Annotated in this window: 17 protein-coding genes and 1 pseudogene; 6 read left to right on the plus strand and 12 right to left on the minus strand. The window is 50.1% G+C overall.

What is annotated here, in order from left to right; all coding sequences use genetic code 11:
* Positions 1-1,362 (minus strand): aconitase family protein (locus BZJ17_RS15425; RefSeq protein ID WP_241836827.1); only part of this gene is annotated, 1,362 nt, incomplete at its 3' end.
* Between the two features lie 162 nt (positions 1,363-1,524).
* A complete protein-coding gene (locus BZJ17_RS15430) occupies positions 1,525-2,130 on the minus strand; it encodes a DUF6151 family protein (RefSeq protein ID WP_077641326.1) in 606 nt (201 codons plus the stop codon).
* A 424-nt stretch (positions 2,131-2,554) separates the two neighbouring features.
* On the opposite strand from BZJ17_RS15430, the gene BZJ17_RS15435 reads away from it, so the two are divergent.
* From BZJ17_RS15435 to BZJ17_RS15445, 3 genes are all read left to right on the plus strand, one after another.
* Entirely contained in the window at positions 2,555-3,190 is a 636-nt protein-coding gene (locus tag BZJ17_RS15435) for a 2OG-Fe dioxygenase family protein (protein ID WP_069590414.1), read from the plus strand.
* A gap of 2 nt (positions 3,191-3,192) precedes the next feature.
* A complete protein-coding gene (locus tag BZJ17_RS15440; protein ID WP_077641327.1) occupies positions 3,193-4,440 on the plus strand; it encodes a cysteine desulfurase-like protein in 1,248 nt (415 codons plus the stop codon).
* A 228-nt stretch (positions 4,441-4,668) separates the two neighbouring features.
* Entirely contained in the window at positions 4,669-5,136 is a 468-nt protein-coding gene (locus BZJ17_RS15445; protein ID WP_077641328.1) for an ASCH domain-containing protein, read from the plus strand.
* 27 nt (positions 5,137-5,163) lie between these two features.
* Here the strand turns inward: BZJ17_RS15445 and BZJ17_RS15450 are convergent, their stop codons facing one another.
* Positions 5,164-5,934, minus strand: a complete 771-nt coding sequence (locus tag BZJ17_RS15450) for a helix-turn-helix transcriptional regulator (RefSeq protein ID WP_077641329.1) — start codon at positions 5,932-5,934, stop codon at positions 5,164-5,166.
* Positions 5,935-6,081: 147 nt separating this feature from the next.
* On the opposite strand from BZJ17_RS15450, the gene BZJ17_RS15455 reads away from it, so the two are divergent.
* Positions 6,082-7,170 carry an MFS transporter gene (locus tag BZJ17_RS15455; protein ID WP_241836828.1) on the plus strand — a complete coding sequence of 363 codons (1,089 nt, stop codon included), beginning with the start codon at positions 6,082-6,084 and terminating at the stop codon, positions 7,168-7,170.
* Between the two features lie 45 nt (positions 7,171-7,215).
* Here the strand turns inward: BZJ17_RS15455 and BZJ17_RS15460 are convergent, their stop codons facing one another.
* Complete coding sequence (locus BZJ17_RS15460) at positions 7,216-7,500, minus strand: hypothetical protein (RefSeq protein WP_077641331.1); 285 nt, start codon at positions 7,498-7,500, stop codon at positions 7,216-7,218.
* Between the two features lie 160 nt (positions 7,501-7,660).
* Here BZJ17_RS15460 and BZJ17_RS15465 point away from each other — a divergent pair, with 160 nt between their 5' ends.
* A complete protein-coding gene (locus BZJ17_RS15465; protein WP_108743836.1) occupies positions 7,661-9,046 on the plus strand; it encodes a class II fumarate hydratase in 1,386 nt (461 codons plus the stop codon).
* 3 nt (positions 9,047-9,049) lie between these two features.
* Here BZJ17_RS15465 and BZJ17_RS15470 read toward each other — a convergent pair whose 3' ends face one another.
* The 5 genes from BZJ17_RS15470 to BZJ17_RS15490 form a co-directional block, all read right to left on the minus strand.
* Positions 9,050-10,456 (minus strand): diguanylate cyclase, encoded by a 1,407-nt coding sequence (locus BZJ17_RS15470; protein WP_077641333.1) that lies wholly within the window; start codon positions 10,454-10,456, stop codon positions 9,050-9,052.
* A gap of 126 nt (positions 10,457-10,582) precedes the next feature.
* Entirely contained in the window at positions 10,583-11,026 is a 444-nt protein-coding gene (msrB, locus tag BZJ17_RS15475; RefSeq protein WP_077641334.1) for a peptide-methionine (R)-S-oxide reductase MsrB, read from the minus strand.
* 114 nt (positions 11,027-11,140) lie between these two features.
* Positions 11,141-12,202: a succinylglutamate desuccinylase/aspartoacylase family protein gene (locus tag BZJ17_RS15480; protein ID WP_077641335.1), complete on the minus strand. Its 1,062-nt coding sequence runs from the start codon at positions 12,200-12,202 to the stop codon at positions 11,141-11,143.
* Positions 12,189-13,094, minus strand: a complete 906-nt coding sequence (gene rimK, locus BZJ17_RS15485; RefSeq protein WP_077641336.1) for a 30S ribosomal protein S6--L-glutamate ligase — start codon at positions 13,092-13,094, stop codon at positions 12,189-12,191. The genes BZJ17_RS15480 and rimK overlap by 14 nt, the downstream gene beginning before the upstream one ends.
* A gap of 13 nt (positions 13,095-13,107) precedes the next feature.
* A complete protein-coding gene (locus BZJ17_RS15490) occupies positions 13,108-13,554 on the minus strand; it encodes an ATP-dependent zinc protease (protein WP_077641337.1) in 447 nt (148 codons plus the stop codon).
* Between the two features lie 318 nt (positions 13,555-13,872).
* Here BZJ17_RS15490 and BZJ17_RS15495 point away from each other — a divergent pair, with 318 nt between their 5' ends.
* Entirely contained in the window at positions 13,873-15,213 is a 1,341-nt protein-coding gene (locus BZJ17_RS15495) for a magnesium transporter (RefSeq protein WP_077641338.1), read from the plus strand.
* 58 nt (positions 15,214-15,271) lie between these two features.
* Here the strand turns inward: BZJ17_RS15495 and BZJ17_RS15500 are convergent, their stop codons facing one another.
* The 3 genes and pseudogenes from BZJ17_RS15500 to BZJ17_RS17690 form a co-directional block, all read right to left on the minus strand.
* Positions 15,272-16,183, minus strand: a complete 912-nt coding sequence (locus BZJ17_RS15500) for a mechanosensitive ion channel family protein (RefSeq protein ID WP_069590390.1) — start codon at positions 16,181-16,183, stop codon at positions 15,272-15,274.
* Positions 16,184-16,300: 117 nt separating this feature from the next.
* Complete coding sequence (locus tag BZJ17_RS17685) at positions 16,301-19,666, minus strand: type I secretion C-terminal target domain-containing protein (RefSeq protein ID WP_347230983.1); 3,366 nt, start codon at positions 19,664-19,666, stop codon at positions 16,301-16,303.
* A gap of 357 nt (positions 19,667-20,023) precedes the next feature.
* Positions 20,024-26,856: pseudogene (locus BZJ17_RS17690) on the minus strand (VCBS domain-containing protein); the annotation flags it as partial.

Here is a 26,856-nt window from a genome sequence, read left to right on the forward strand (position 1 = left end):
GACGACGGCCCCGTTCTCAAGCGTAAATGTTTCTCCCTTATACTTGACTTGAGTATCACCTTGTTCGCGCACACTGGGGTTATCGACCGCAGTTTGCCCGCCTTCACTGGCAAAACTGGCAATCAGGTTATTTGCTGCCGCTTGCTCTTTTTCCAATAGCTGATCGAATTGGGTTTTGGCATCGGTTAATGCAATTCTATCCTGCGGGCGTTTGGGGCCGGCAAGGCTTGGCACCACATCACCGAGGTCGAGATGGAGTGTGTCACTATAATCAGCCACCGGTGCATCGTCATCTCGCCACAAGCCTTGTGCTTTGGCATAGGTTTCGACCAGCGTGATTTGATCGTCGGTGCGTCCTGTTAGGCGCATGTAGCTTAGCGTTTCTTCATCAATCGGGAAGATGCCACAGGTTGCACCATATTCGGGCGCCATGTTGGCAATGGTTGCGCGATCAGCCAACGGGAGTTTAGCGAGGCCCGGGCCATAAAATTCAACAAACTTACCCACCACACCGCGCTCGCGTAGCATTTGAGTGACGGTGAGTACCAAGTCAGTTGCAGTGGCAGACGCAGGTAGCTCGCCTTTAAGCTCAAAGCCGACCACTTCAGGAATGAGCATGGTGATAGGCTGGCCGAGCATCGCCGCTTCCGCTTCGATGCCACCCACGCCCCAGCCAAGCACACCTAAGCCGTTGATCATGGTGGTATGTGAGTCAGTGCCTACCAGCGTATCCGGCATGGCTAACTTATTGCCGCCTTGCGCTTCCACTAATACACCCGGGGCTAAATACTCGAGGTTCACTTGGTGTACGATCCCCGTGCCGGGGGGGACGACGCGGAAATTCGAAAAGGCTTGCTGACCCCAACGTAAAAATTGGTAACGCTCGCTGTTTCGTTCGAACTCAATCTCAGTGTTTTTCTGCAAGGAGTCAGGGTTACCGTAGTCATCCACCATGACCGAGTGGTCGATGACAAGATCAACCGCACCAAGCGGGTTAATTTTGGCTGGATCGCCTTTTAAATCGCGCATGGCGGCACGCATGGCTGCGAGATCCACCACAGCAGGTACGCCAGTGAAATCTTGAAGCACGACACGTGCAGGGGTGAAGTTTACTTGATCTTTACCGGCAGCATCAGCTTGCCACTGGCAAAGGGTTTTAATGTCCTCTGCCGACACATTCTTACCGTCTTCTTTGCGCAGCAAGTTTTCAAGCAGCACTTTTAGGCAGTAGGGCAAGCGGCTGATATTAAATTGATCAGACAATGCATCGAGACGGAAGTAATCATAGGTTTCACCATTGACGTGTAGGGTACGTCGCGTGTTGAAGCTGTCTTGGCTATTGGAATGAGATGTGTTGCTCACGGGTGCCTCCCCAAGTCCGTTATTGTGAGTAGAAGCGAGGTAGATAAGGACACCTCGCTCGGGGGATTGCTTGWTTTTACAGCWCTATTGTAAATGCGAGATTGATTTAGTTAAAGCTTGGTTACTATCGTGTGGCCGATAACTGCCATCGCTGAAACCTTTCTATTCAGGGTGAGGGTGTTTGTCGGGTTTGGCGATCATCGCGTCTTGTGGGTAGTAAACAACGCCACGTGGCTGACCTTGGCGATCGAAGAAAGCGTTGGGACGATGGTGACCGAGTAAACGTGCCCAGCCAATGCGGAGGGCGGTTCTGATCACTAAGCTAAGCGGAAAGCGAGGGTGGACATTTTTTTCTGGGATGGATGAACGTGCGTCTTGTCCTTGTACGTACCAACGGACGGGGCCAATTTCTTCTTCGTTATCGCCTTCGATGTGATAACAACTACTAATAATGCCGATAAAAGGGATAGCTGCACTAATTGTATTTGCTATCGGTGTATGGCAACAGCTCGTGTACCAGCGATAAAGCCCTTTTTCGGATAATCTCGCGCAGGAAAGCTTGTCTCTCCCTCGGTATACGCGTAACTGGGCGGGTGTAATTTGTAGTATTTCTGTGCCTCCCCCGGGCCTTAGCTCGGTATGGTAACCCAGTTTTTCAGCGAATGCTTGGCAGTCTTTGCAGTAACAAACGCAACGCTGACTGCGTTGCGCATCGATAATTTCTCCCGTCACTTGGCCACAAGCACACTGGATATTCAACCTTGTCATTCTATCCTCTCCCGCGCATCAAAGCGTGTCTTACTAGTGTAGAGGATGAGCGAAAAACCGATGCAGAGTGTTTGATTTATAACGCTATCTGAACATGAAATTCCTCTGAATTACGCAGAATGGCAACTTTTCGTGACATTTTTGTCCCATTTCCACCTTCTAAAATAGGGCAATAGACCAACTATGCAGTGATTAATTCTTTTGTTTAATAATTGTTAATCTTTGTGGTGGAGCCTTTCAACGGCTTAGCGAAATTTTTTAGACAAAAAAACTAAACGAGTGGTTTATGATCGATAAATATAGCGCTCGATCTGGAAATAACAGTGTATATGGTTGATGATTGGATGTATCACGTTTGTTAAATAAATGTATTTCAAACGTATTGGTTTGAATGCGCGGCACAGTCGCGAAACAGGAGGAAGCCATGAATACGTCAACATTACTCATGCAGCTTAATCAACTGGACGATAATCATATCAAACAATTACAGCCTTCGTTTGATAACCTTCCGGGTACATCTCACGCAGACGGCGGTTATCGCTTGCGTCGCTATTCAATCGTGCATGCTTTCGATGGGGGCATCGAGAAGTTACCGACTCGCCCATTTATGCAAACATCTGACATCAATGAATTCCAAGGGGATGTGGCTAGAACCTTTGAGGATATCGAGCCCCAGACCATTCAGGCACCCGGCTTCCATGCCATGTGTCGGACATTCCGCGACCTTTACCAGCTTAGCGATGACAACGACATCGAAATCCACCAAATTCGTATTCAGGCGGATAATCAATCCGTGCAGGTTGCCCCAGAAGGGGTTCATCAAGATGGCTTTGATCATATCGCTATTGTGAGCATTGGCCGCGATAATATTGAGGGTGGAGATTTCCAAGTGTTCCGTCACAAAACGAGTGCACCATTGTTTAGCTTACCGCTGGAACCGGGGCAAATGGCGGCACTTGATGATCGTACGTTGTGGCATTACGCTGAGCCGATTACGCCCGTTGATAATCAGAAGCCGGGCACAATGGATGTATTTGTACTCACAGCAACAAGGAAGTAACGATGACACCGGCAGGTTTTTCACCCCATGCTGTTCGGGGCCACTTTCCCGCGCTCTCCCAAATTATTGAAGGCGAACCCGTCGCATTTTTTGATGGCCCAGGGGGTGCGCAAGTGCCCCGCGCAGTGCTTGACGCTATGATGGGTTATTTAGGGCACTACAACGCCAATCTGGGCGGCCAGTTCTTTTCTGGTCGTTATACGACCGAGCTTATGCAGCGCGCGCGGGATGTGGCGGCTACCTTTGTGAATGCCTCATCGTCAGAAAGCATGGTATTCGGCCCCAATATGACCACCTTGACCTTCTCGTTGAGCCGCGCAATCAGTCGAGAGTGGCAGGCGGGGGATGAGGTGATTGTCTCCGCGCTAGACCACTATTCAAACGTGTCCAGCTGGCAGCAAGCGGCCCAAGACAAGGGTGCGGTTGTGAAACAGGTACGTGTTGATGAATCGACGTACTCTATCGATATGGCACATCTGGCCAGCCTAATGACCGATAAAACCAAGTTGGTTGCGGTGACGTTAGCCTCAAATACCACAGGCAGTCTGGTCGATGTGGCAAAAGTGGTGGAGATGGCGAAACAAGTGGGCGCCAAAGTGTATGTGGATGCGGTGCATTACGCGCCTCATCACTTGGTGGATGTGCAAGCACTCGGGTGCGACTTCCTTGCCTGCTCAGCGTATAAGTTTTTTGGGCCTCATGTTGGTTTTGCCTATGTCGCGCCTGAGTGGGTACAGACGTTAAAACCGTACAAAGTGGAACCTGCGACTAATCAAGGCCCCGGCCGATTTGAAACGGGCACCCAAAGCTTTGAGGCGATAGCGGGCTTTATTGCGGCGGTCGACTATCTTGCGCAATGGGGCGATCCGACGTCCTCACTGCGAGAAAGACTAGCGGCAAGCTATGCGCAGTATCAAGCGCATGAACAAGCATTGTCAGCACACTTTATCCAGTTGATGCGCGCTTATCCCAAAGTACGTATTTATGGTATTACCGACGATAATCAGCTCGACAAACGCACTCCAACGTTTGCTATACGCATAGAGGGAACAGAGCCGGCAGAGGTTGCTCAAGCACTTGGCGAGCAAAATTTGTGTGTCTGGAATGGACACTTCTATGCGCAAGGCCTGTGTGAGCAGCTTGATATCTTAGACAAAGGCGGTGTGATCCGCATCGGTATGATGCATTACAACACCATTGATGAAATTGACCGACTACACCAAGCCTTATTGCCATTTATTAGCGATTAAGGTTAATCAATCTCTCAAGCGGCCAAAAAGGCCGCTTTTTTTTGATCAAAATTGGCTTCAGTTGATGTTTAAGTGTGAATTTATTCACAATGCAATCTAGAAACGTTAGCTAGCGCATAGGCGAATGTGCGGCTGCACGTTATGATCAACATCGTTACTGCTGTCCAAGAACCTGTTCAGAAAGAAATCATTTAAAAAACGAAACCAATAATAATCAAGGCGAGACCCATGACTGAAGAACAAAACGCCTTTTGGCACCGATATCTAGCGACCCTTCCCGCGGACCAACGGCCAACTGATGATCAAGTGGTGGTGGACACCTTAAGTCATCACACGGTGAGAGCGAACGAAGTTGCGACATTGGTTAGTTTGAATAAAAAGAAAGCCCACTGCCGATTGCGCAGCTCTTTGGAAGAGAAAAGTGCGGTTATCCCGCAAAAAGGACATTATAAGATTGTTCTTAATGGTCACCAGCGACCCGTGTGTATCGTCAAAACCACTCAGGTGAGCTATTGCCCGTTCAACCAAGTCAGTGCTGAATTTTCGGCACGTGAAGGAGAGGGAGATGGCTCTTACCAGTGTTGGCACGAAGCGCATTGGGGGTACTTCTCCCAGTACGCCAAAACACACGGCCTACATTTTGATGAGCACTCGGATGTGGTGCTTGAAGAGTTTGAGAAAGTCTATCCACTCTAAAAATCAAAGCCGCGTAGAGCGGCTTTTTTAATGGTGATGCTTCTTCATATAAGTGCGAGGTGACTCTCCCAGCATGGTTTTGAAAAATGTGATAAATGCACTGTCACTGGCAAAGTGTAATCGATGGGCGATATCACCTTGCTTTTTTCCCGCGGCGAGTAGCTCTATCGCTTTAATGATCCGCCATTGTTGTCGCCATCGCTGATAGCTCATCCCCGTTTCTTTCTTAAACAAGCGCGTGATCGTTTTTTCAGAGGCGCCGCATCGTGTTGCTGCTTCTTTTAACGGTGGGAGTACATCCATTTCGAGGAGCGGTGATAAACGATAATCCGTCGGCATAGGCAACGTCATTGTTTCTTCTTTAGCGCTTGTCAGCTCATCGATACATACAGCGAGAAGGTTGGCTGGTGCGCCACATTGCCAATCCGTCGTGAACGGAGAAAGAGCAATACGCTCCAGAATTGCTGTCAGTAACGGTGTTGTCGTCAGGACCATTAACTGAGTAGGTAATTGGGTGATTACCCTTTGGTCAAAATAGATCGAGCGGTAGCCTACCGTGTGTTGCATCTCAACCCGATGCTTGCATTGGCCCGGAATCCAGGCAACTCGAGTGGGAGGCAAGATACTGACTGAGTTCGCGAGGGTTATCCGCATACAGCCATGCTGACTAAAGAGTAATTGGCCTTTTTGGTGATAGTGAAAGCCTGAGTCGTGCGAGGTTAAGTCAGCACCGATCCCCAGCACCGAATTATCGAGCATATCAGGATCAAAGTTATCGTCGCTGTTGAGCCATGCCATTACAAATTGTCTTATTTTATAAACTTATTGTCTTTTATATTATAATAGACAAAGTGCTGATGTTGGTAGGTTAAGACCTCATTGTTTTCTTCAGAGGTCATTATGCAAACTCGGACTTTCAGCCTGACTTTAGCTATGGCTTTAATGATGTTTCCGCAAATTGCAGAAACGATTTACAGCCCKGCACTCCCCGAACTTGCTTTACACTTTTCGGTTACTCCCGATATCGCTTCGCAAACTTTATCTAGCTACTTTGTTGCTTTTGCATTTGGCGTTGTTTTTTGGGGGAGAGCTTGTGATGTTATAGGTCGTCGGCTGAGTATGCTCGCTGGTTTGGGGGTCTATGCGATGGCATGCTTGCTTGCCGTGTTTAGTTCTGATTTTAGCCTTGTTTTGATAGCCAGAGTCATGGCGGCTTTTGGTGCCGCGGTTGGGTCAGTTGGTACGCAAACGATGATTAGAGATTGCTATAGTCGTACCCAATTGGCGCGAATGTTCGCAGTGATGGGGATTGCCATTGCACTGAGCCCTGCTATTGGCGTGTTGGCTGGAGCGTTATTGGTAGGTTTTCTTGGTTATCAAGGGGTATTTATTGGGCTGGCTATTACGTCTGTAGGGCTTTTCCTCTACGCCTATCAGTGTTTACCTGAGACCCGAAGGGCTGATAACTCTCTTCCTCCGATAGCGCCGGTTTTACGACGCTTAATGATGGATGGTGATGTCTGGTTCAGTGCAGTCTTGGTGGCTGCATTTAATATTAATTTATTTGCTTACTATCAGCTTGCGCCTTTCTATTTTAGCGCTTTGCGTATCCCACCCTCATGGTATGGCTACTCAGGTTGCATCTTAGCACTAGGGATTGGTATGGGAGCCATCGTGAATAAGAAGCTTTTAGCAAGAGGCTGGGTGTATAAGCCGTTACTTTTATTGTCTGGCCTCGTCTCTACCCTAGGAAGTATTGTGGTTTGGAGGCTAGAAACCAGTCCGTGGTTTGTGATGCCTATGATATTCGTTGTGATGGCGTATGGGATTGCGATCCCTAACATCCTCGCATACGCGCTTCGCCACTATGCTGATTGTGTCGGTACGGCTGGCGCCCTATTCGGTATGCTCTACTACGGGTTAATTGGTATTGGATTAGCAAGCGTAGGAGCAGAGCAAGCTCTGGGAATAAGCTTAACTGTCAGTAGTATAGTCGCGATGTGCATTGGGTGGTGGCAGACAAAATCGGTCTGAACTGCGCTTTTAGGCGGGCACTGTCGCGACTAAGCCGATCAAGGTTTACTCACCGATATCCAAATTAATCTCATCGGCCCATGGCATGTCTGGCAGGGTGTCTAAGTTGGCTTCATAGCGGGACAGGGTAAATTGCCCGTTGTGATTGCTAACATCATAGATCTCAACCATTAACGCACAAGCAATGTACTCGATAGCTTCGTCGCGTGAATAGCCGGTCATACGCAGGCGCATCAAGGTTTCTGCTACCTTTTTAGGATCTTGGTCGGCGATCTGGTTCTCAACCACTTCAATCAAGTTAGCGATACTGGTACTGGTTTCATCTTGCATGGTATTGCTCGTTATGGGTGACAGTGACGTCATACTAGGGGATGCAAGCCTGAGAGGCACGGATTTTTTGTCAGCCTATGACGTCACTAACTTCATTTAGTGAACTCAATATGTTAATGATAACCATTATCGAAATGGTGTGGCGAATGAAAAGGATATAATCATGGCGAAAACACGTATCGAAAAAGACAGTATGGGTAATGTTGAGGTACCCGCGGATGCGCTGTATCAAGCACAAACACAGCGAGCCGTGAATAACTTTGCGGTCAGTGACCAGACTATGCCTGAGGGTTTTATTCGCGCGTTAGCCATGGTGAAGCATGCAGCGGCAACGGCTAACGAAGAGCTGGGCTTACTGGATGGCAATATCGCACATGCGATTCGCCAAAGTGCCGAAGCCATCATGGATGGTGAGCATTTAGCGCAGTTTCCCGTTGATGTATTTCAGACCGGCTCAGGCACGAGCTCAAACATGAATATGAATGAAGTGCTGGCAACGTTGGCCTCTGAAAAGTGTGGTGAAACGGTCAGTCCTAATGATCATGTTAACATGAGTCAAAGTAGTAACGATTCTGTTCCTACGGCTATCCAGATCAGTGCCACATTAGGCTGTGAAAAAGCCTTACTTCCCGCGTTAGCGCATTTACGTGACGCGTTACAGGAAAAGAAACGCACAGTCGGTCATATCGTGAAAACGGGTCGCACTCACTTGATGGATGCGATGCCTGTGACTCTTGGTCAAGAGCTAGATGCTTGGACTCAGCAGGTCGAACACGCGATGGTACAAATTACCCAAAGCCTATCATCGGTGCGCGCACTGGCTCAGGGTGGCACGGCAGTAGGGACGGGAATCAATGCTCACCCATTATTTGCCGAGCGTTTTGCCAACGCAGTTTGTGCGTGTAGCCACTCCTCATTCACGGCGAGCGAGAATCCTTTTTTTGCGATTGGTAGCCAAGATGCGCTGGTGGCATTGCACGGCCAGTTGAAGACAACCGCGGTTGCGGTCATGAAACTGAGCAATGATTTACGTTGGATGAACTCGGGCCCACTTGCCGGGCTTGGAGAAATTGAGCTAGAGGGGTTACAGCCGGGATCGTCTATTATGCCGGGGAAAGTGAATCCTGTTATTCCAGAGTCCGCTGCTATGGTTGCAGCGCAAGTGATGGGCAATGACACTACCATCACGGTGGCGGGGCAATCGGGGAATTTTGAGCTGAACGTGATGTTGCCTGTGATTGCTGCTAACTTACTGCAAAGTATTCGTCTATTGGCGAATGCAGCTCATCTGCTAGCAGATAAAGCGGTGGCGACCTTTAAAGTGCGAGAAGATAGCTTACAGTCAGCGTTAGCCCGTAACCCTATTTTAGTGACGGCGCTTAACCCAGTTGTGGGTTACCTTAAAGCCGCTGAAATTGCGAAGAAGGCGTATCAACAGGGCCGGCCTATCTTGGATGTCGCGGAGGAAGAAACGGATCTCGGCCGCGAGCATTTGTCCCAATTGCTTGACCCAGCCAAGCTCACCGAAGGCGGTATCGCTGAATAAATATTAGGGTGGGGGCGCCACAACAACACGGTTGCGCCCCGTCTTTTTGGCCTGATACAAGCAATCATCGGCTCGGTCAAAAATACGCTCTGGATGAATATCGTCAGTGTGGTTTTCTGCCAAACCGCAGCTGACGGTATAGGTCAGTGACTGGTCATCAATGTGAGAAACACTAGCGGCGATACGTTCTCGGATCCGTTCTGCCACATGAGTGGCGTCGCTTGCGCGCGTGTTGCGAAAGATGACCACGAACTCCTCACCGCCATAGCGAGCAACTAAATCGTTCTGGCGTACTGTGTCTGTGATGATGCCAGCGACATCTTTCAATACTTGATCGCCAGCAAGGTGGCCATAGTTGTCATTGAATTGTTTGAAATGGTCTACGTCAAATACGGCGATGGTATATCGATAACGAGCTCGGCGAGCATGTTCATATTCAATCGCTAGCTCAGGTAATAAACCATAGCGATTTACCACTCCGGTTAAAGGATCTAAGCTGGCTTTTAGCTGCCAGCTATCCCTTGCGGCAACCGCGTTTTTGAGTTCCATGACTTGGATTGAAATACTGATACTGGCGAGTACAGTGGTCAAAATATAGATCAGTAGCGCTAGCACCCCGTTATGAATATCTGGGATATCAAAGGCGCCCATATTGATGGGAACCATGACGATCGTTGTTGCAATTAATGTACATAATGCAATCAATAGGGTCCGCCAGTGGCCAGCGAAAGCAATATAGATTAGCAAGGCAAGGACGATGAAAATTGAGCCAGGGAAAACAGAAAAGCTAAACAGTGTGAGTAAAAAAACGCACAGTACGTAAGCCACTCGCATTCGTGTAATCTTACCAAAATCTATTCCGACACGTTGCCATGCGGTATATAGGCTAACACTCATCAAAACAGCGGTCGTGTAAGTGACTGCAAACTCTACAGCGAGAAATTGAATCCTCCCAGAGATAAGTTGCTCATCAAGGTAAAGAGGAATCGAGATGAGCGCGATCATTCCAAGCGCAGGCACTAAACAACCAATAATGAGAAACCTGAATAAGGCACTCACGCTGTCCAGACAGTGAGGGTATAGCTTTTTCCATATCCATGAGGAGATGAGTGGGGTCAGGGTCAGGCAAGCACCGAAGAGTAACCCTGTGATTAGATGGACGGATTCGATACGTGCAATAGCCGCTAAACCATGTCCTAATGCACCTGCAACGGTAAGAGGCAAGACAAGCCTTGTTCCAAAATGTTGGAATAGGATAACGGCAAGCCCACTAGAAATGTTTAGCAGCGTCACCGTGTTCAGATCGAGAATGGCCGATAAGAATCGCATGTCTGCCCAGACAAGGCTGCCATACAACACAACCCACAAGAAAATCATCCGTGATCGTGTTTGAGATAGAACTGATTGCATGTCTCTCCCACATCCATCAGAGGGCAGCAGTGGCCTCAGCAGTAATGCTAAGTCATTGAAGTATATTCTATCAATAAGTATAGCAGAGCCGGCATGCGCCGGCTCTGAAACCCAATGAGGGGTAGATTAATCTAATTTCTTTAACGCGACGGCGTTCATACAAAAACGTAATCCAGTCGGTGGGGGACCATCGGGAAACACATGTCCCAGATGAGCATCACAGCTAGCACAGGTAGTTTCAATGCGTGTCATTCCGTGACTGGTATCTTTATGGTATGCGATGGCGCTATCTTCGGCCGGTTGTGTGAATGAAGGCCAGCCGGTACCTGAGTCAAACTTCTCATTCGCATCAAACAACAGTGTGCCGCAACAAACGCAGCCGTATAGGCCTGGCTCAAACAAGGTACACATGCCCGAGCTAAAAGCACGTTCAGTGCCCTTTTGACGCGTAACGCGATATTGCTCGTCGCTGAGCTGTGACTGCCATTGTTGATCTGTTTTTTCCACCCGCTGGCGCGGCGCCACATTACCTTGTTCGCTTCGTGTGACGATCTCTTGCCATGTCAGCATGATATCGATCCTCTCGTGTGGCGGGCAACTGCCCGTGCTACAAAAACGCGTAGTGTTATGAATCTGAGTGCGCGATGCAAGTAGTACGGTGATGATTCGCCTTTAAGATCAAAGTTAAAGTGTGCCGATACCCCATCGTAATTCATCGTCTTGATCGTCTCGCACCTGATCTAAATAGCCCTCTAAGTGTTGCTCAATCAGCTCGTCAGATTGCGAGAAAAAGGCGATATGAAAGACCGCATCTCCTTCATTGACAACAGGGAGAGTTTGTTGGCCAATCAAAATACCGCTTTGTGAGGCTTTGATTTCCACTTCAGTGCTGCCAGCCGGGTCGCTGATGATGCCAATTAGTTGTCCTTTATTGACCATTTCACCTAACGCGATATGACTACGAAAAATACCATCAGCTTCAGCGCGCACCCATCTCGTTGCGCGTGCTGTGACGGGTTGATAGGGCAGCGCACGCCGAGATTGACGTAGCATCCCCAAATGACGCATCACTCGAATGACACCCCGCACGCCTGCATTAATAGCGTAAGGCTCAAATCGCAGCGCTTCCCCTGCCTCGTAGGTGATGACTGGAATACCGATCGCTTCCGCCTCCGCACGGAGAGAGCCATCACGTAAGGCGGCATCAACCATAACGGGAGCCGCAAAGGCTTTCGCCATCTCGGCCGCTCCTTCATTATCAAGATTGGCGCGGATTTGAGGTAGATTGGTGCGATGAATCGCTGCGGTATGAAGATCAATGACGTGCGTACACTGACTGATCACTTCATTAAATAATTGATATGCCATACGGCCGGCAATGGAGCCGCGCTCGGAGCCGGGGAAAGAGCGGTTTAAGTCCCGTCGATCGGGTAGATAGCGGGACTTGTGAATAAAGCCAAAGACATTGACGACGGGAATAGCAATCAAGGTGCCACGAAGCTTTTCGGTATCGACTTTGGCTAATATTTGACGAACAATTTCAATCCCATTGAGCTCGTCGCCATGAATGGCGGCGCAAACAAGTAGAATCGGACCCTCTAACTTGCCGTTTAACACCTCAATGCTGACATTTAATGGCGCGTGAGTGTACAGGCGCGCCATTTCCAGTTCCAAGCTGGCATGCTCGCCAGCTTGGATCGTTTCGCCACCGATGTCGATGGCATTGTTTTTTTTAGCCCTTGCCACGTGTGCGTGTCCTTTGGGGTTTAGCCGTCTTTTCAATATACTCGACGATCATGCCCGCGACATCTTTTCCTGTTGCTTTTTCAATGCCTTCTAGCCCAGGAGAAGAATTGACTTCCATCACAAGGGGCCCGCGCTCGGAGCGAAGAAGGTCAACCCCTGCCACGTTAAGTCCCATGGCTTTCGCGGCCGCGATCGCGGTTCGACGCTCGGCTGGCGTAATGCGGATAAGGCTTGCCGTTCCGCCACGGTGCAGGTTAGAGCGAAACTCGCCCGGTTGCGCTTGACGTTTCATCGCGGCAATCACCTTATCACCAATCACAAAGCAGCGAATGTCGGCACCGCTAGACTCTTTAATGTATTCTTGCACCAAAATATCCGCTTTTAAGCCCATAAAGGCTTCAATCACACTTTCTGCGGCTTTTTTAGTTTCAGCGAGCACGACGCCAATACCTTGGGTTCCCTCCAGCAGTTTGACCACCACGGGTGTTCCCCCCACCATGGTCAGCAAGTCAGCAATATCACCAGGCTTACTGGCAAACCCAGTATGAGGCATGCCGATCCCTTTACGTGACAACAATTGCATTGAGCGTAATTTATCGCGAGAGCGACTGATAGCAACCGACTCATTGACGGGGAATACGCCCATCATTTCGAATTGGCGTAGTACCGCGCAGCCATAAAAAGTAACGGATGCACCAATCCGCGGTACGATAGCGTCGAACCCTGATAGCTCCTCACCGGCCAAATGAATCATCGGCTGCGTTGAGTTGATACTCATGTAGCAGCGCAGCGCATCAATGATTTTATATTCGTGACCGCGTTGTTCGCAGGCTTCTATCAGGCGACGCGTAGAATAAAGATTTTTGTTACGCGACAGAATGCCTATTTTCATGGTTTAACCGCTCCTACTTACCGAGCAAAAAAGAGTGCATGGGATCGACGGTCATTTGTCCCGCCATGGCTGTGCGGCCGAGTAGCATGCGAAAACGCATGTTGTCTCTTGCCGTTAGTGTCATTTCTATCGGGTAGCGTAATGTACCCGCTTGAAGTGTGGTTTGTATGACATACCTAAGCTGTTCATGACCTCCCGAGTCGCGAACAACGCGTCTGGCTACCACTTTGGCTTCAGCTTGGACGTGTGTTTCATCGTCACCTTGGTGAGGGTGAACCCAAAAGCGAACCCAAGCTTCTCCGTTTTGGTCGAATTCTTCGATCTTAAACGTATGCAGGCAAGAAGTCCGTGCTCCGGTATCAATTTTGGCTTTCACCCGAGCAATACCTAGGTCGGGGAGGGCGACCCACTCTCGCCAGCCGACGCTGACTTTAGGTGTTTTGTGTTGCACAGTGTTCATTTTGATCCGCTATAACAAAGTCCCTTACTCTACCGTAGAAGGGATTACGATTACTCGTGGTAAGAATCTGAAAAATAAGCGATGATGTGTGATAACCATCGCATACATTTACTACGCATTGACGCAGATCTTATCGTAGTGTCAGCAGTAAGATGTGCACGCGGATGCGCGCACTTACCGCTTTGCGGCAATACGAGAGAGTCTGGGATTCGTCGTGGCAACGTCATGGCATCTCTGGGCAGGGCGACGAAATAAACGTCGCTAAATACGCCGTGATGGCGTCAGAGAGCACACGAAAAGTTTCATGAAGGAAATACCATGCAAAACAGTGATAGACAAGAAGTAATTGAGGATTTGCTCTCAAAAGTTGATGAGGGAACGCCCGAAGTGGCACAAGAGATCGAGCAAGCCCACAGTCTTGATGACCTCGCTCTATTACTTGAGTCTTTGCCCGTTACTGATCGTGTGAGTTTTTGGGAGCAATTATCGCCTGCAATACAGCTGCCGGTGTTGGCGGAAATGCGTGCTGATGCGAGTGAAGCGATTATTCGCGCAGTGGATGAGGTTCGCCTGCATGACTTGTTTGCGGAACTGGATGCCGACACCTTGCTGGAGCTGCAAGATGTGCTCACCGAACCTTTGCTGGAAGAAGCATTGGGGCGCATGGATACGGAGCAAAAGCAACGTTATGCCTCTGCTCAGCAATATGCAGATAGCGAGGTGGGTCACTGGTGTGATCATCAACCATTAGTGGTACCCGCCAAAACAAAAGTGAATGTCGTGTTGCGTTTATTGCGCCGTGTGATGCCGAAATACTGTGATCATGTGTTCGTGGTTGATAGCCGTGGCGTATGGGTCGGTGCGGTGCCGATTCACAAACTCTTTGGGGCCGATGGCGTATTAAAAATCAGTGAGTTGGTGCGCGAACAATTCCCGAGTCTGAATGCTCGTGAGGATATTTATGTGAGTGCCGATAAGGTTGCTAGCAGTGAGGAAGTTGCCTTACCGGTGCTAGACGATGGTGGGATGTTGATTGGCCGGCTTGATCTCGGTACTGCGTATGAAATGCAAGCCGAGCGAGCTGAAGCACAAATTATGGCGACGGCGGGTTTGGATGAAGATGAAGATTTATTCTCCCCGGTGATGAAAAGTGCGCGTAATCGTGCACTGTGGCTTGGCATTAATTTGATGACGGCTTTTCTTGCTTCTTGGTTTATTGGTTTGTTTGAAGCGACACTGCAACAAGTGGTCGCGCTGGCGGTATTAATGCCCGTGGTGGCGTCAATGGGTGGGATCGCCGGAAGCCAGACGCTAACCTTGATTGTGCGAGGCTTAGCATTAGGGCAAATATCTAAAAGTAACTTAAGGCCACTATTGAACAAAGAGCTGCAAGTGGGGCTACTGAATGGTGTGCTGTGGGCGATAGTGATTGGTTTGATCGCCGGTTACTGGTTTAACAGCTGGGGACTAGGGATGGTGATTGGTGCTGCTATTGTCGCCAATATTATCAGTGCCGCCTTGGCAGGTATCTTTCTTCCGGTCATTCTCGATAAGCTTAAAATTGACCCTGCGCTTTCAGGATCGGTCATTCTAACCACGGTGACGGATATTGTTGGTTTTGTTGCCTTCCTTGGGTTAGGAACCTTGTTTTTGCTGTAAACCTTTACCAAGAAAGCAGGGATTGAAAAGCGCTCGCCGTAACGACGAGCGCTTTTTGTTATGAGTTTGCTGGTGGCGCGGGAGTATCTGACGCAGCAGCGTCGGCGCTCTCTGGCCGTTTTCCGTCAGCGGCAGGGAGCAGTTTTTCGCAATAAAGCGTCATAATGTCTTCCCGTATTAATTGTTCGAGCTCGGCGGCGCGTTCGGTTGGACAGAACAGGCGGACGTGGACGTGCTGCTCGCCAGTATCGGTATGAGACAAATAGACGTGGGGCTCGGGCCCTGGTAAATCCACCCCCGCATGACGTTCAATCACATGGTTATAACGTCGAGCGACATCGAGAAAATCCTCACTATGATCGTCAATCCGTGCCAGCAGCGCGGGAATATGGGGGTATAAATTAATATCGCCACGGATCACCAAGAAAAAATGGTGGTAGACATAGCGCTTCATAAAATTAAGGTTTTTTACCGTGGTGGTAAAAAACAAGCTGTTGGGCAGCGTCGCGGTCTTTCCGGTGTAACAATAGTGTCCATGATGGGTATCAATTTCTTGAATTTTGGTCGCCATCAAATTGTGCTCGATCACTTCGCCGCGTGAGTTACCCACTTCAATCCAATCCCCGATACGAAATGATCGAGAACTAGCGCGTTGAATGGAGCCGGTAAAGCACAAGATAATTTCTTTCGATGCCACCACGACAGCCACTGCAATGGCAGTCAGTGAGAGGGCAAACTCGCTAATTTCCGTATTCCAGAATAAAAATAAAAACAGTAACAGTAAGCTAAATGCCCCATTTTTAGTGCGAGATATCCACTTACGTTGATCTTCACTGAGGAAGTTACTGTCACCGCGAATATGACGTAGGATCAGGCGGCGAATAACGCTCACAACAACAACGACGCCGATAGTGGTCAGTAGCTTGTTATCGACCAACAGTTGGGCAATATTTTTTAACTCAGATAACAAAGTTGCTCCCTATTGCTTATTTCCCGAGCTTTGGCGCTATTCTGCCCCTTTGGCGAGAAAAATAAAACGTAAAGTTGCCGATACCTCAGGGCGAGGTATCGACGTGTGAGGTGGGTGCTAATCTGTCATCAATTTGCTTTGTTGGATCATGGCATCAATCACGGAAGCGCTGAGCTCCTGGCTACTCAGGCCACTAATATCAATCTCGTAGGCTGCCGCCATATCTGCCACGCTGAGGTTCTCGAATACCACGTGTTGATCGATTTGATTATCGCCTGCAGAGGCAATGTATAAGGTGGCTTCACCTTGATCGTTGTCCTCAAGGGTTAGATAGCCTTCAAGGCTTGCACCGGCTTGGTCTTCATCAATCAGCAGCTCGGAGAGGTCCAGTGTGTCCTTTTGTACATCAAAGTCCGTAATGCGATCGACCGCTTCTGCGCCGACAGACCCTTGGTCACCGTTTAAAAATGCGAAGGTGTCCGACCCAAGCCCGCCAGTCAGCGTATCGTCACCTTTACCGCCAATCAGGAGATCATCGCCCAGACCGCCATCAAGGGTATCATCGCCGTGGTTACCAAGTAGGCTATCATCCCCTGCATGACCAATGAGGGTATCGTCACCTGCACCGGCGGCGAGGATTTCACTTTGATAGCCGCCCTCCAATGTTTGGTCATCAATGGCAATAATATCGACCAATGCACTGTCCACATAACTGCCGTTAGAGGTGGTGTATTCAAATTTATGTTCAGGCTCTGGTAATACCGCGTTAGAGTTATCCAGAGTGAGATAAATCTCGTAGTTCTCAGTCGTATTTAAAGCATTGTTGGAAACGATCTCAAAGTAATAAGTCCCCTGCTGACCGGCGGTAAAGCTATTACTGCCAGTATCTGGATTGAGAGTATCCAGCAGTTGTTGGTTTTGGTCATAAACCCTAACGCTGAGATTATTTAACCACCGATCATCATCAAAGAGTAAGGTCTCGTTTTGGTAGAGGTCCATTTTTGTCATGTCACTGTCGGTACCGTTTTGGACCGTACCTGTCAGAGCTGCGTTGGCACCGTAGTTACCGGCATCAATGTGCGCCCATACCTCCTGTGTCATGGTCCCGAACTTACCACGGTCTAGGCTCTGTGCCTGTGCAAACGAGTTGGAGAAATCACCCAATTCGGATTCTGCAATAAACTCGGAATCGTTACCGATTGGATCAAGGAAGGTTTGCGGACTCATTGCACTATCGGGCGTGAAGATGACGTCATCCGTGCCTGCTACCGACCCTTGTACCGCGTTACTGGTGGCTGTAATTGTGCTGCCCATCGATGGAATATCATTATGGGTTAAGGCTAAACCTGGAATGACGATCGGACTACCATCGTGAATATTGGTGATTACTATATCGTGATTGGCATCTAGCCGTGCCTCGTAGTAGAGGTTAATGGCGACATTGACGTTACTGGTATCGCCATCGTTGTCGGTAAGCGTCAGTGCGATTTGCTCTTGCTCGTTGAGAATATCTCTGTCGACCGCCACGCGATAGTCATATTCGCCGGTATCAAAATTGATGGTGAGGATCCCGCCTTTTGCGGTTTCAAAGGTCTGCTGCGCGCTGTCAGTCGCCGGATCATAGTTGTACGTTTGTCCATCTAGGGTGAGCGCGGAGATATAACCACCGTCAGCTCCGAATAAGGAAACAGTATTGCCATCATCATCCATCAGCACGAGGCCGCCTGATACTTGTCCATTTTCAATGGTTTGTAACAAGGTATAGGTAAGGTTTGTTTCATCCAAAACAATTTGGATATTCTGAGCGTCATCTCCAGACGAGCTAATAGCAATAGGTGCGAGCGGGATAGTGGTAATGCCGTCACCTACTCCTATACTAAAAGACTCATCAATGCCTTGCGTACTCACATAAGTTTGCCATGCGCTATGCAGGCTGGTGTTGTTTTCAAAAGCATCATTGGGCATCCCATCGGAGATAAAATAAGAAATGGTTTTATCTGCAGCCAGCCCTGAGGTATCGACAGTATTAATGATCTCGTTAAGCGCGTTATCGTATCGGGTTGCGCCGCCGGCATACAGACCCTCGATTGCGTCTAGTGCACTGCCGACGTCATTCTGAATCCAGCCAGAAGAGCTCGCGGTATCCGAGAATGACACGATTTGAATATTGAGATCACCGAGTTTGTCGTATTCCTCTACCATGGATTTTAACGCGGCTTTGGTGACTTCCATCCGACTCGGCGAATCCGGATCGCTTGGATCAACTGGATCGGCCATGCTGCCCGAAAGGTCAACGGTAAGAATCAGGTTAAAGGTCGAGCTACTCTCTGCCGTGGCGTACAAGGCACTTTCGATGTTGTCAGACGTAGGTGCATCATCTTGGATGTTGATAGTTAACGTTGATGAGCGAAATGGTGTCCACGAAGTAGGATCATAGGTGGTATAAGTGAATGCCTCACTCACGTTGTCGCCGCTGGTGGCACTATCTAGCGTGTAGGTATAGTCACCCGCACGATAACCTTGGCTGTTGTTTTCATTATAAATGGTCAGGGTGCCACTATCTGTGGTGAGTGTTAAAACCCCATCACTGCCAAAACTCTGTCCATTAACTTGATAGAGGTTAACATTGACGCCAATCCCCATATCATTGTCCAACAAGTTGCCTTGGGTAGTGTGACTATTGTCGTTGCTAATTAAGCCTTTTTCATCTGCAGAGCTAATATCAGCAAATAGTTGAGTATTGTTGTCATGGCCTAGCGTAAGCTGCGCCTGACTGGTATCACCATCGCTGTCGGTGAGGGTATAGGAGAATACCTCATCATCCAAGGTGCTGGCATCTGTCGTCGATGGCACGGATGATTGATACAGGTAGCTGCCGTCAGGTTGTATGGTTAATTGCCCTTGCGATGTGGCAATCACAGTACTTCCGTTAACCGCATAGGTGGTGCCATTAAAGCTAACCGAGGTCACTGTGGTGGTATCCGCACCAAGGGTATCAGCGCCAGTGCCAGCAGTAATAACGTTACCGCCTGTCGAGGCACCAGAGGCCACACTATCGCTATCATCATGGGCAACAGGTGCAGAGTCACTGACATCAAAGGTCACGGTTGTCCACTCGCTATTCTCGCTACTTTGGTAGGAGAAGCTGTCATAGACTTGACCGCCGCCTGCATGGTTCATCGCAGGTGCGGTGTAGGTAAAGCTACCGTCGGCATTGACAGTAATACTGCCACCCAATGCGGTGGCGATAGTGGCTGGGCCGATCACAATTTCACTGTTACCACTTTCTCCTTGGCTGGCATTGGTGGCAACGCGGGTGACAGAGGCCTGTGTATCTGTATCGTTGCTGATCAGTCCGTCGACACTAGCAATGCTGGTGGTTTGTCCTTCGGTCTGTGCAAAGCTATCATTTTCTAGATTCAGCGTGGCCGTGGTTGATGCCTGATCCGTGCCGTCGGCACTGATAGCGGTAATCGATAGCATGACACCAGTAATATCGGCAGGAGAGGCGAGATTAAGACCACTCAGTTGCGCGTCCGTGAGTAGCCAATCGCCGCTGCTTGCCTCTTTTGTTCCCGCTGATAATACTGCATCACTTGGTAATCCGCTGATTCGATAAGTGAGCGTTTCACCCGTTTCATTAGCGGTGCCTGAGATTGTTAAAGGCGAAAGAATGGCTCGAGACCCGCCCGCTCCGGGATCAGTGGCGGAGATTTGTCCAGCGCTGTCGATATAAGTCAGTGATTGATCGCCACGGCTGACTGTGAGGGTAGGCGCAGTAGCGACCCCTTCGATGTTGAAGATGACATCATGGGTGAGACTCACATTTTGCGTATCGGTGGCACGAAAGCTCACCGTCTCTGTCCCACTCCAATCGGCGACCGATGAAATGGTTGCGATACCATTCGCATCAATAGAGACGGAGACCCCACTAGGCACATTCGCCACATCAAAGCTTAACGTATCATTGCTGTCGACGTCCGAAAATACCGTATTTAGATCAATGGTATAGCTAACAAAATCCTCTTGCAGAGTTTGTGTTGAAACGGCTTGAGTCAATATGGGGGCGTCATTGGTACCGGTAATGGTGATCGTGATCGCTTGCTCGACACCATTAGATACAGCTACGGTGATTACATCTGTTGTCGATTGTCCATTATCGAGATGTTGTACCGCAGCCTGGTCTAGCGTATAGGTCCATGTATTGTCACCATTAAGCACCAGTTGGCCGTAATCACCATCATCAACCACACTCAGAAAGTTAGTATTACCCGCATTGTTGACTTGAATAGTCCCAGTGGCTGTAACGGGAGAATCGCCAACATCGCCTTCAGTGACAGAGCCTGTAAAAGTACCAGTTATTGAGGGGTGTGCCTCTGCTGTGCCTGTAATCGTAATTGTAATTGTTTGTTGAGAGTTATCACTGGCTGTAACTGTAATCTCGTCTGTGACGACTTCAGCGGCAGCAAGGCTTTGAACCGTTGTTTGATCCAGCGTATACGTCCACTGTCCATTCACTAACTCAAGTTCACCGTAATCCCCGGATATCACAGTATCTGGGAAGGATGGAGTATCACTACCATCAGAATCCGTAATGGTTAGCGATCCAGATGCGGTGACTGGCTCATCACCGACATCGCCCTCTACGACAGATCCTGTAAAGTCACCAATAATCACCGGTGCATCCTCGCTACCGGTAATGGTGATGACAATAGCTTGCTGGGTGCCATCAGAGGCGGTGAGGGTAATGGTGTCGGTCACTTGATCGCCAGCGTCTAAATCCTGCACGCTGGCTTGATCAAGGATGTAAGTCCAGTTGCCGTTGACCAGCTCGAGCGAACCATAGGTGCCCGTCTCTGTGGTATCGGCAAAGGTTGGATTATCGTCGCCATCCACATCACTGATCGCAAGGGTGCCGGTGGCAGTGACAGGCGCATCGCCTTCATTGCCTTCTGTGACGGAACCAACAAACTCACCGGTGACTTCTGGCGCATCGTCGGTCCCCGTAATGGTGATGACAATATCTTGTTGTGTGTTATCGCTTGCGGTGAGCGTGATAGTGTCTGTCACCTCATCACTGGCATCTAAATCCTGCACGGCAGACTGATCGAGGGTGTAGGTCCAAGCACCATCTACTAGCTCCAACGAGCCATAAGTGCCTGCCTGTGTAACATCGGCAAAGGTCGGATTGTCGTCGTCATCAACATCACTGATCGCAAGGGTGCCGGTGGCAGTGACAGGCGTATCTCCTTCGTCACCTTCGGTGACCGAGCCGGTAAAGTTACCGGTCACTTCAGGCGCATCTTCGCTACCAGTAATCGTGATAACAATAGCTTGCTGGGTGCCATCAGAGGCGATGAGGGTAATGGTGTCGGTAACCTGATCGCCGGCATCTAAATTCTGCACGCTGGCTTGATTGAGGGTGTAGGTCCAATTGCCATCGACCAGCTCGAGCGAACCATAAGTACCCGTCTCAGTGGTATTGGCAAAGGTGGGTGCATCGTCTCCGTCGACATCAGTGATATCAATGGTGCCTGAGGCAGTGACAGGCGCATCGCCCACATTACCTTCGGTGACTGAACCAACAAACTCACCACTGACTTCAGGCGCATCTTCGCTACCAGTAATGGTGATGACAATGGCTTGCTCTGTGCCATCAGAGGCAGTCAGGGTTATGGTATCTGTCACTTGATCGCCAGCGTCCAAGTTCTGCACCGCAGACTGATCGAGGGTATAGGTCCAGTTGCCATCGACCAGTTCGAGTGAACCATAAGTCCCGGCTTCTGTGACATTGGCAAAGGTTGGATTATCGTCGCCATCGACATCATTGATCGCAATGGTGCCGGTGGCAGTGACAGGCGCATCGCCCACATTGCCCTCGGTGACTGAACCAATAAACTCACCGGTGACTTCAGGTAGGTCCTCGCTACCGGTAATGGTGATGACAATAGCTTGCTGGGTGCCATCAGAGGCGGTGAGGGTGATGGTATCCGTAACTTGATCGCCAGCGTCCAAGTTCTGCACCGCAGACTGATCAAGCGTATAGGTCCAATTGCCATCGACCAGCTTGAGTGAGCCATAAGTGCCGGTTGCTGTGGTATTGGCGAAGGTCGGATTATCGCCGTCATCGACATCATTGATCGCAATGGTGCCCGTTGTAGTGACAGGCGCATCGCCCACATTGCCCTCTGTGACGGAACCAACAAACTCACCGGTAACTTCAGGGTCGTCATCCGTCCCCGTAATGGTGATGACAATATCTTGTTGCGTGTTATCGCTCGCAGTCAGGGTGATGGTATCGGTGACCTGAGGGTGTAGGTCCAATTGCCGTTCACCACCTCTAATGAGCCATAGGTGCCCGCTTCAGTGGTGTCCGCAAAGGTTGGACTATCGCCGCCGTCGACATCAGTGATATCAATGGTTCCTGAGGCAGTGACAGGCGCATCGCCCACATTGCTTTCAGTGACTGAGCCAACAAATTCACCGGTGACTTCAGGGGCATCATCCGTYCCGGTAATGGTGATRACAATATCTTGCTGGGTGCCATCAGAGGCGGTGAGGGTRATGGTATCGGTCACCTSATCACCRGCATCYAARTTCTGCACGCTGGCTTGATCAAGGGTGTAGGTCCAGTTCTCACCGACCAGTTCCAGCGAACCATAAGTGCCAGACGCTGTGGTATTGGCAAAGGTTGGATTATCGTCGCCATCCACATCACTGATCGTAATCGTACCCGTGGCGRTGACAGGTGCATCGCCCACATTGCCTTCGGTGACGGAACCCACAAACTCACCGGTAACTTCAGGGTCGTCATCCGTCCCCGTAATGGTGATAACAATGGCTTGCTCGGTGCCATCAGAGGCAGTCAGAGTGATGGTATCGATAACTTGATCGCCAGCGTCTAAGCCTTGGATAACGCTACTGTTATTGTCGAGCGTATACGTCCAATCACCATCGACCAGCTCCAGCGAACCATAAGTGCCAGACGCAGTGGTATTGGCGAAGGTTGGATTATCGCCGTCATCGACATCATTGATCGCAATGGTGCCCGTTGTAGTGACAGGCGCATCGCCCACATTGCCCTCTGTGACGGAACCAACAAACTCACCGGTAACTTCAGGGTCGTCATCCGTCCCCGTAATGGTGATGACAATATCTTGTTGCGTGTTATCGCTCGCAGTCAGGGTGATGGTATCGGTGACCTGAGGTATCGGTAACCTGATCACCAGCATCCAAGTTCTGCACCGCAGACTGATCAAGCGTATAGGTCCAGTTGCCATTCACTAGCTCTAGCGAACCATATGTACCCGCTTGTGTGACATCGGCAAAGGTAGGCGCATCGTCGGTGTCAACATCACTGATCGCAATCGTACCCGTGGCAGTCACGGGCGCATCACCTTCATTGCCCTCTGTGACGGAACCAACAAACTCACCGGTAACTACAGGGTCGTCATCCGTCCCCGTAATGGTGATAACAATAGCTTGCTGGGTGCCATCAGACGCAGTGAGGGTGATGGTATCGGTGACCTGATCACCGGCATCTAAATCCTGCACGGCAGATTGATCAAGGGTGTAAGTCCAGTTGCCGTTAACTAGGTCGAGCGAGCCATAAGTACCCGTTTCTGTGGTATTGGCGAAGGTTGGATTATCGCCATCGTCGACATCGCTGATCGTAWTGGTGCCGGTGGCAGGTGCATCACCTTCGTTGCCTTCGGTCACTGAACCAACAAACTCACCACTGACTTCTGGCGCATCCTCACTACCGGTAATGGTGATAACAATATCTTGCTCAGTACCATCAGAGGCGGTGAGAGTAATGGTGTCGGTGATCTGATCACCGGCGTCTAAGCTCTGCACTGCAGACTGATCAAGCGTATAGGTCCAGCTGCCATCGACCAGCTCGAGCGAGCCATAAGTGCCGGACGCAGTGGTATTGGCAAAGGTCGGGTTATCGTCGCCATCCACATTGCTGATCGCAAGTGTGCCCGTGGCAGTGACTGGCGAATCACCCACGTCACCCTCGGTGACCGAACCCACAAACTCACCGGTGACTTCAGGGTCGTCATCCGTCCCGGTAATGGTGATGACAATAGCTTGCTCAGTGCCATCAGAGGCGGTGAGGGTAATGGTATCGGTGATCTGATCACCGGCATCTAAATTTTGCACGCTGGCTTGATCGAGGGTGTAGGTCCAATCACCGTTCACCAGTTCGAGCGAACCATAATTGCCAGACGCAGTGGTATCGGTAAAAGTCGGCGCATCGTCACTATCCACATCACTGATCGCAATGGTGCCCGTTGCAGTGACAGGCGCATCGCCCACATTGCCTTCGGTGACGGAACCCACAAACTCACCACTGACTACAGGGTCGTCATCTGTCCCGGTAATGGTGATAACAATATCTTGCTGTGTGCCATCAGAGGCAGTCAGAGTGATGGTATCGGTGACCAGATCACCGTCGTCTAAGTTCTGTACCGCAGACTGATCGAGGGTGTAAGTCCAGTTTTCACCGACTAGTTCCAGCGAGCCATAAGTGCCGGTTGCTGTGGTGTCCGCAAAGGTCGGATTATCGCCGTCATCAATATCGCTGATCGCAATCGTACCGGTGGCAGTCACGGGCGCATCGCCCACATTGCCTTCGGTCACTGAACCGGTAAAGCTACCACTCACTTCAGGGGCATCATCTGTCCCGGTAATAGTGATGACAATGGCTTGTTCAGTGCCATCAGAGGCAGTGAGGGTGATGGTGTCGGTAACCTGATCGCCAGCGTCTAAACTCTGCACGGCAGATTGATCGAGCGTATACGTCCAGTTGCCATCGACCAGCTCGAGCGAACCATAAGTACCCGTTTCAGTGGTATTGGCGAAGGTTGGATTATCACCATCGTCGACATCAGTGATATCRATGGCTCCTGAGGCAGTGACAGGCGCATCACCGACGTTGCCTTCGGCCACTGAGCCGGTAAAGCTACCACTCACTTCAGGGGCATCATCCGTTCCCGTAATCGTGATAACAATATCTTGCTCGGTACCATCAGAGGCGGTGAGAGTAATGGTATCGGTGACTTGATCGCCGACATCCAAGTTCTGCACCGCAGCCTGATCGACGGTGTAAGTCCAGTTCTCACCGACTAGTTCCAGCGAACCATAAGTCCCCGTTTCTGTGGTATTGGCAAAGGTGGGTGCATCGTCTCCGTCGACATCAGTGATCGCAATCGTACCCGTGGCAGTGACAGGAGCATCTCCTTCATTACCTTCGGTCACGGAACCAACAAACTCACCACTGACTTCAGGAGCATCATCCGTCCCTGTAATGGTGATGACAATGGCTTGTTTAGTGCCATCAGAGGCAGTCAGAGTGATGGTATCGGTGACCAGATCACCGTCGTCTAAGTTCTGTACCGCAGACTGATCGAGGGTGTAAGTCCAGTTTTCACCGACTAGTTCCAGCGAGCCATAAGTGCCGGTTGCTGTGGTGTCCGCAAAGGTCGGATTATCGCCGTCATCAATATCGCTGATCGCAATAGTGCCCGTCGCGGTGACAGGCGCATCGCCTTCGTTACCTTCGGTCACGGAACCGACAAACTCACCGGTGACTTCTGGCGCATCCTCGCTACCGGTAATGGTGATAACAATATCTTGCTCGGTACCATCAGAGGCGGTGAGGGTGATGGTATCGGTAACCTGATCACCGGCATCTAAATTTTGCACGCTGGCTTGATTAAGCGTATAGGTCCAACTGCCATCGACCAGCTCGAGTGAACCATAAGTACCTGTTTCTGTGGTATCGGCGAAGGTGGGTGTATCGTCACCGTCGATATCAGTGATCGCAATGGTACCGGTGGCAGTGACTGGCGCATCTCCTTCATTACCTTCGGTCACGGAACCGACAAAGCTACCGGTGACCTCAGGCGCATCCTCGCTACCAGTAATAGTGATGTCAAGCGTATAGGTCCAGTTGCCATTCACTAGCTCTAGCGAACCATATGTACCCACTTGTGTGACATCGGCAAAGGTAGGCGCATCGTCGGTGTCAACATCACTGATCGCAATCGTACCCGTGGCAGTGACAGGTGCATCACCTTCATTACCTTCGGTGACCGAACCAATAAACTCACCGGTGACTTCGGGCGCATCCTCGCTACCGGTAATGGTGATGACAATAGCTTGTTCAGTGCCATCAGAGGCCGTGAGGGTAATGGTGTCGGTAACCTGATCGCCAGCGTCTAAATTCTGCACGGCAGATTGATCAAGCGTATAGGACCAATTGCCATCGACCAGCTCAAGCGAACCATAAGTCCCCGCTTCCGTGGTATTGGCAAAGGTTGGATTGTCGTCGCCATCAATATCGCTGATCGCAATCGTACCGGTGGCAGTCACGGCAGCATCGCCCACGTTGCCCTCGTTGACGGAACCCACAAACTCACCACTGACTTCAGGGGCATCATCTGTCCCGGTAATAGTGATGACAATGGCTTGTTGCGTGTTATCGCTTGCGGTCAGGGTAATGGTGTCGGTGACTTGATCGCCGGCATCCAAATTCTGCACCGCAGATTGATCAAGCGTATACGTCCAGCTGCCATCGACCAGTTCTAGCGAACCATAAGTGCCTGTTTCTGTGGTATTGGCGAAGGTGGGCGTATCGTCGCCATCCACATCACTGATCGCAATCG

The sequence above is a fragment of the Salinivibrio sp. IB574 genome, assembly GCF_001996205.1.
Classification (GTDB): domain Bacteria; phylum Pseudomonadota; class Gammaproteobacteria; order Enterobacterales; family Vibrionaceae; genus Salinivibrio; species Salinivibrio proteolyticus.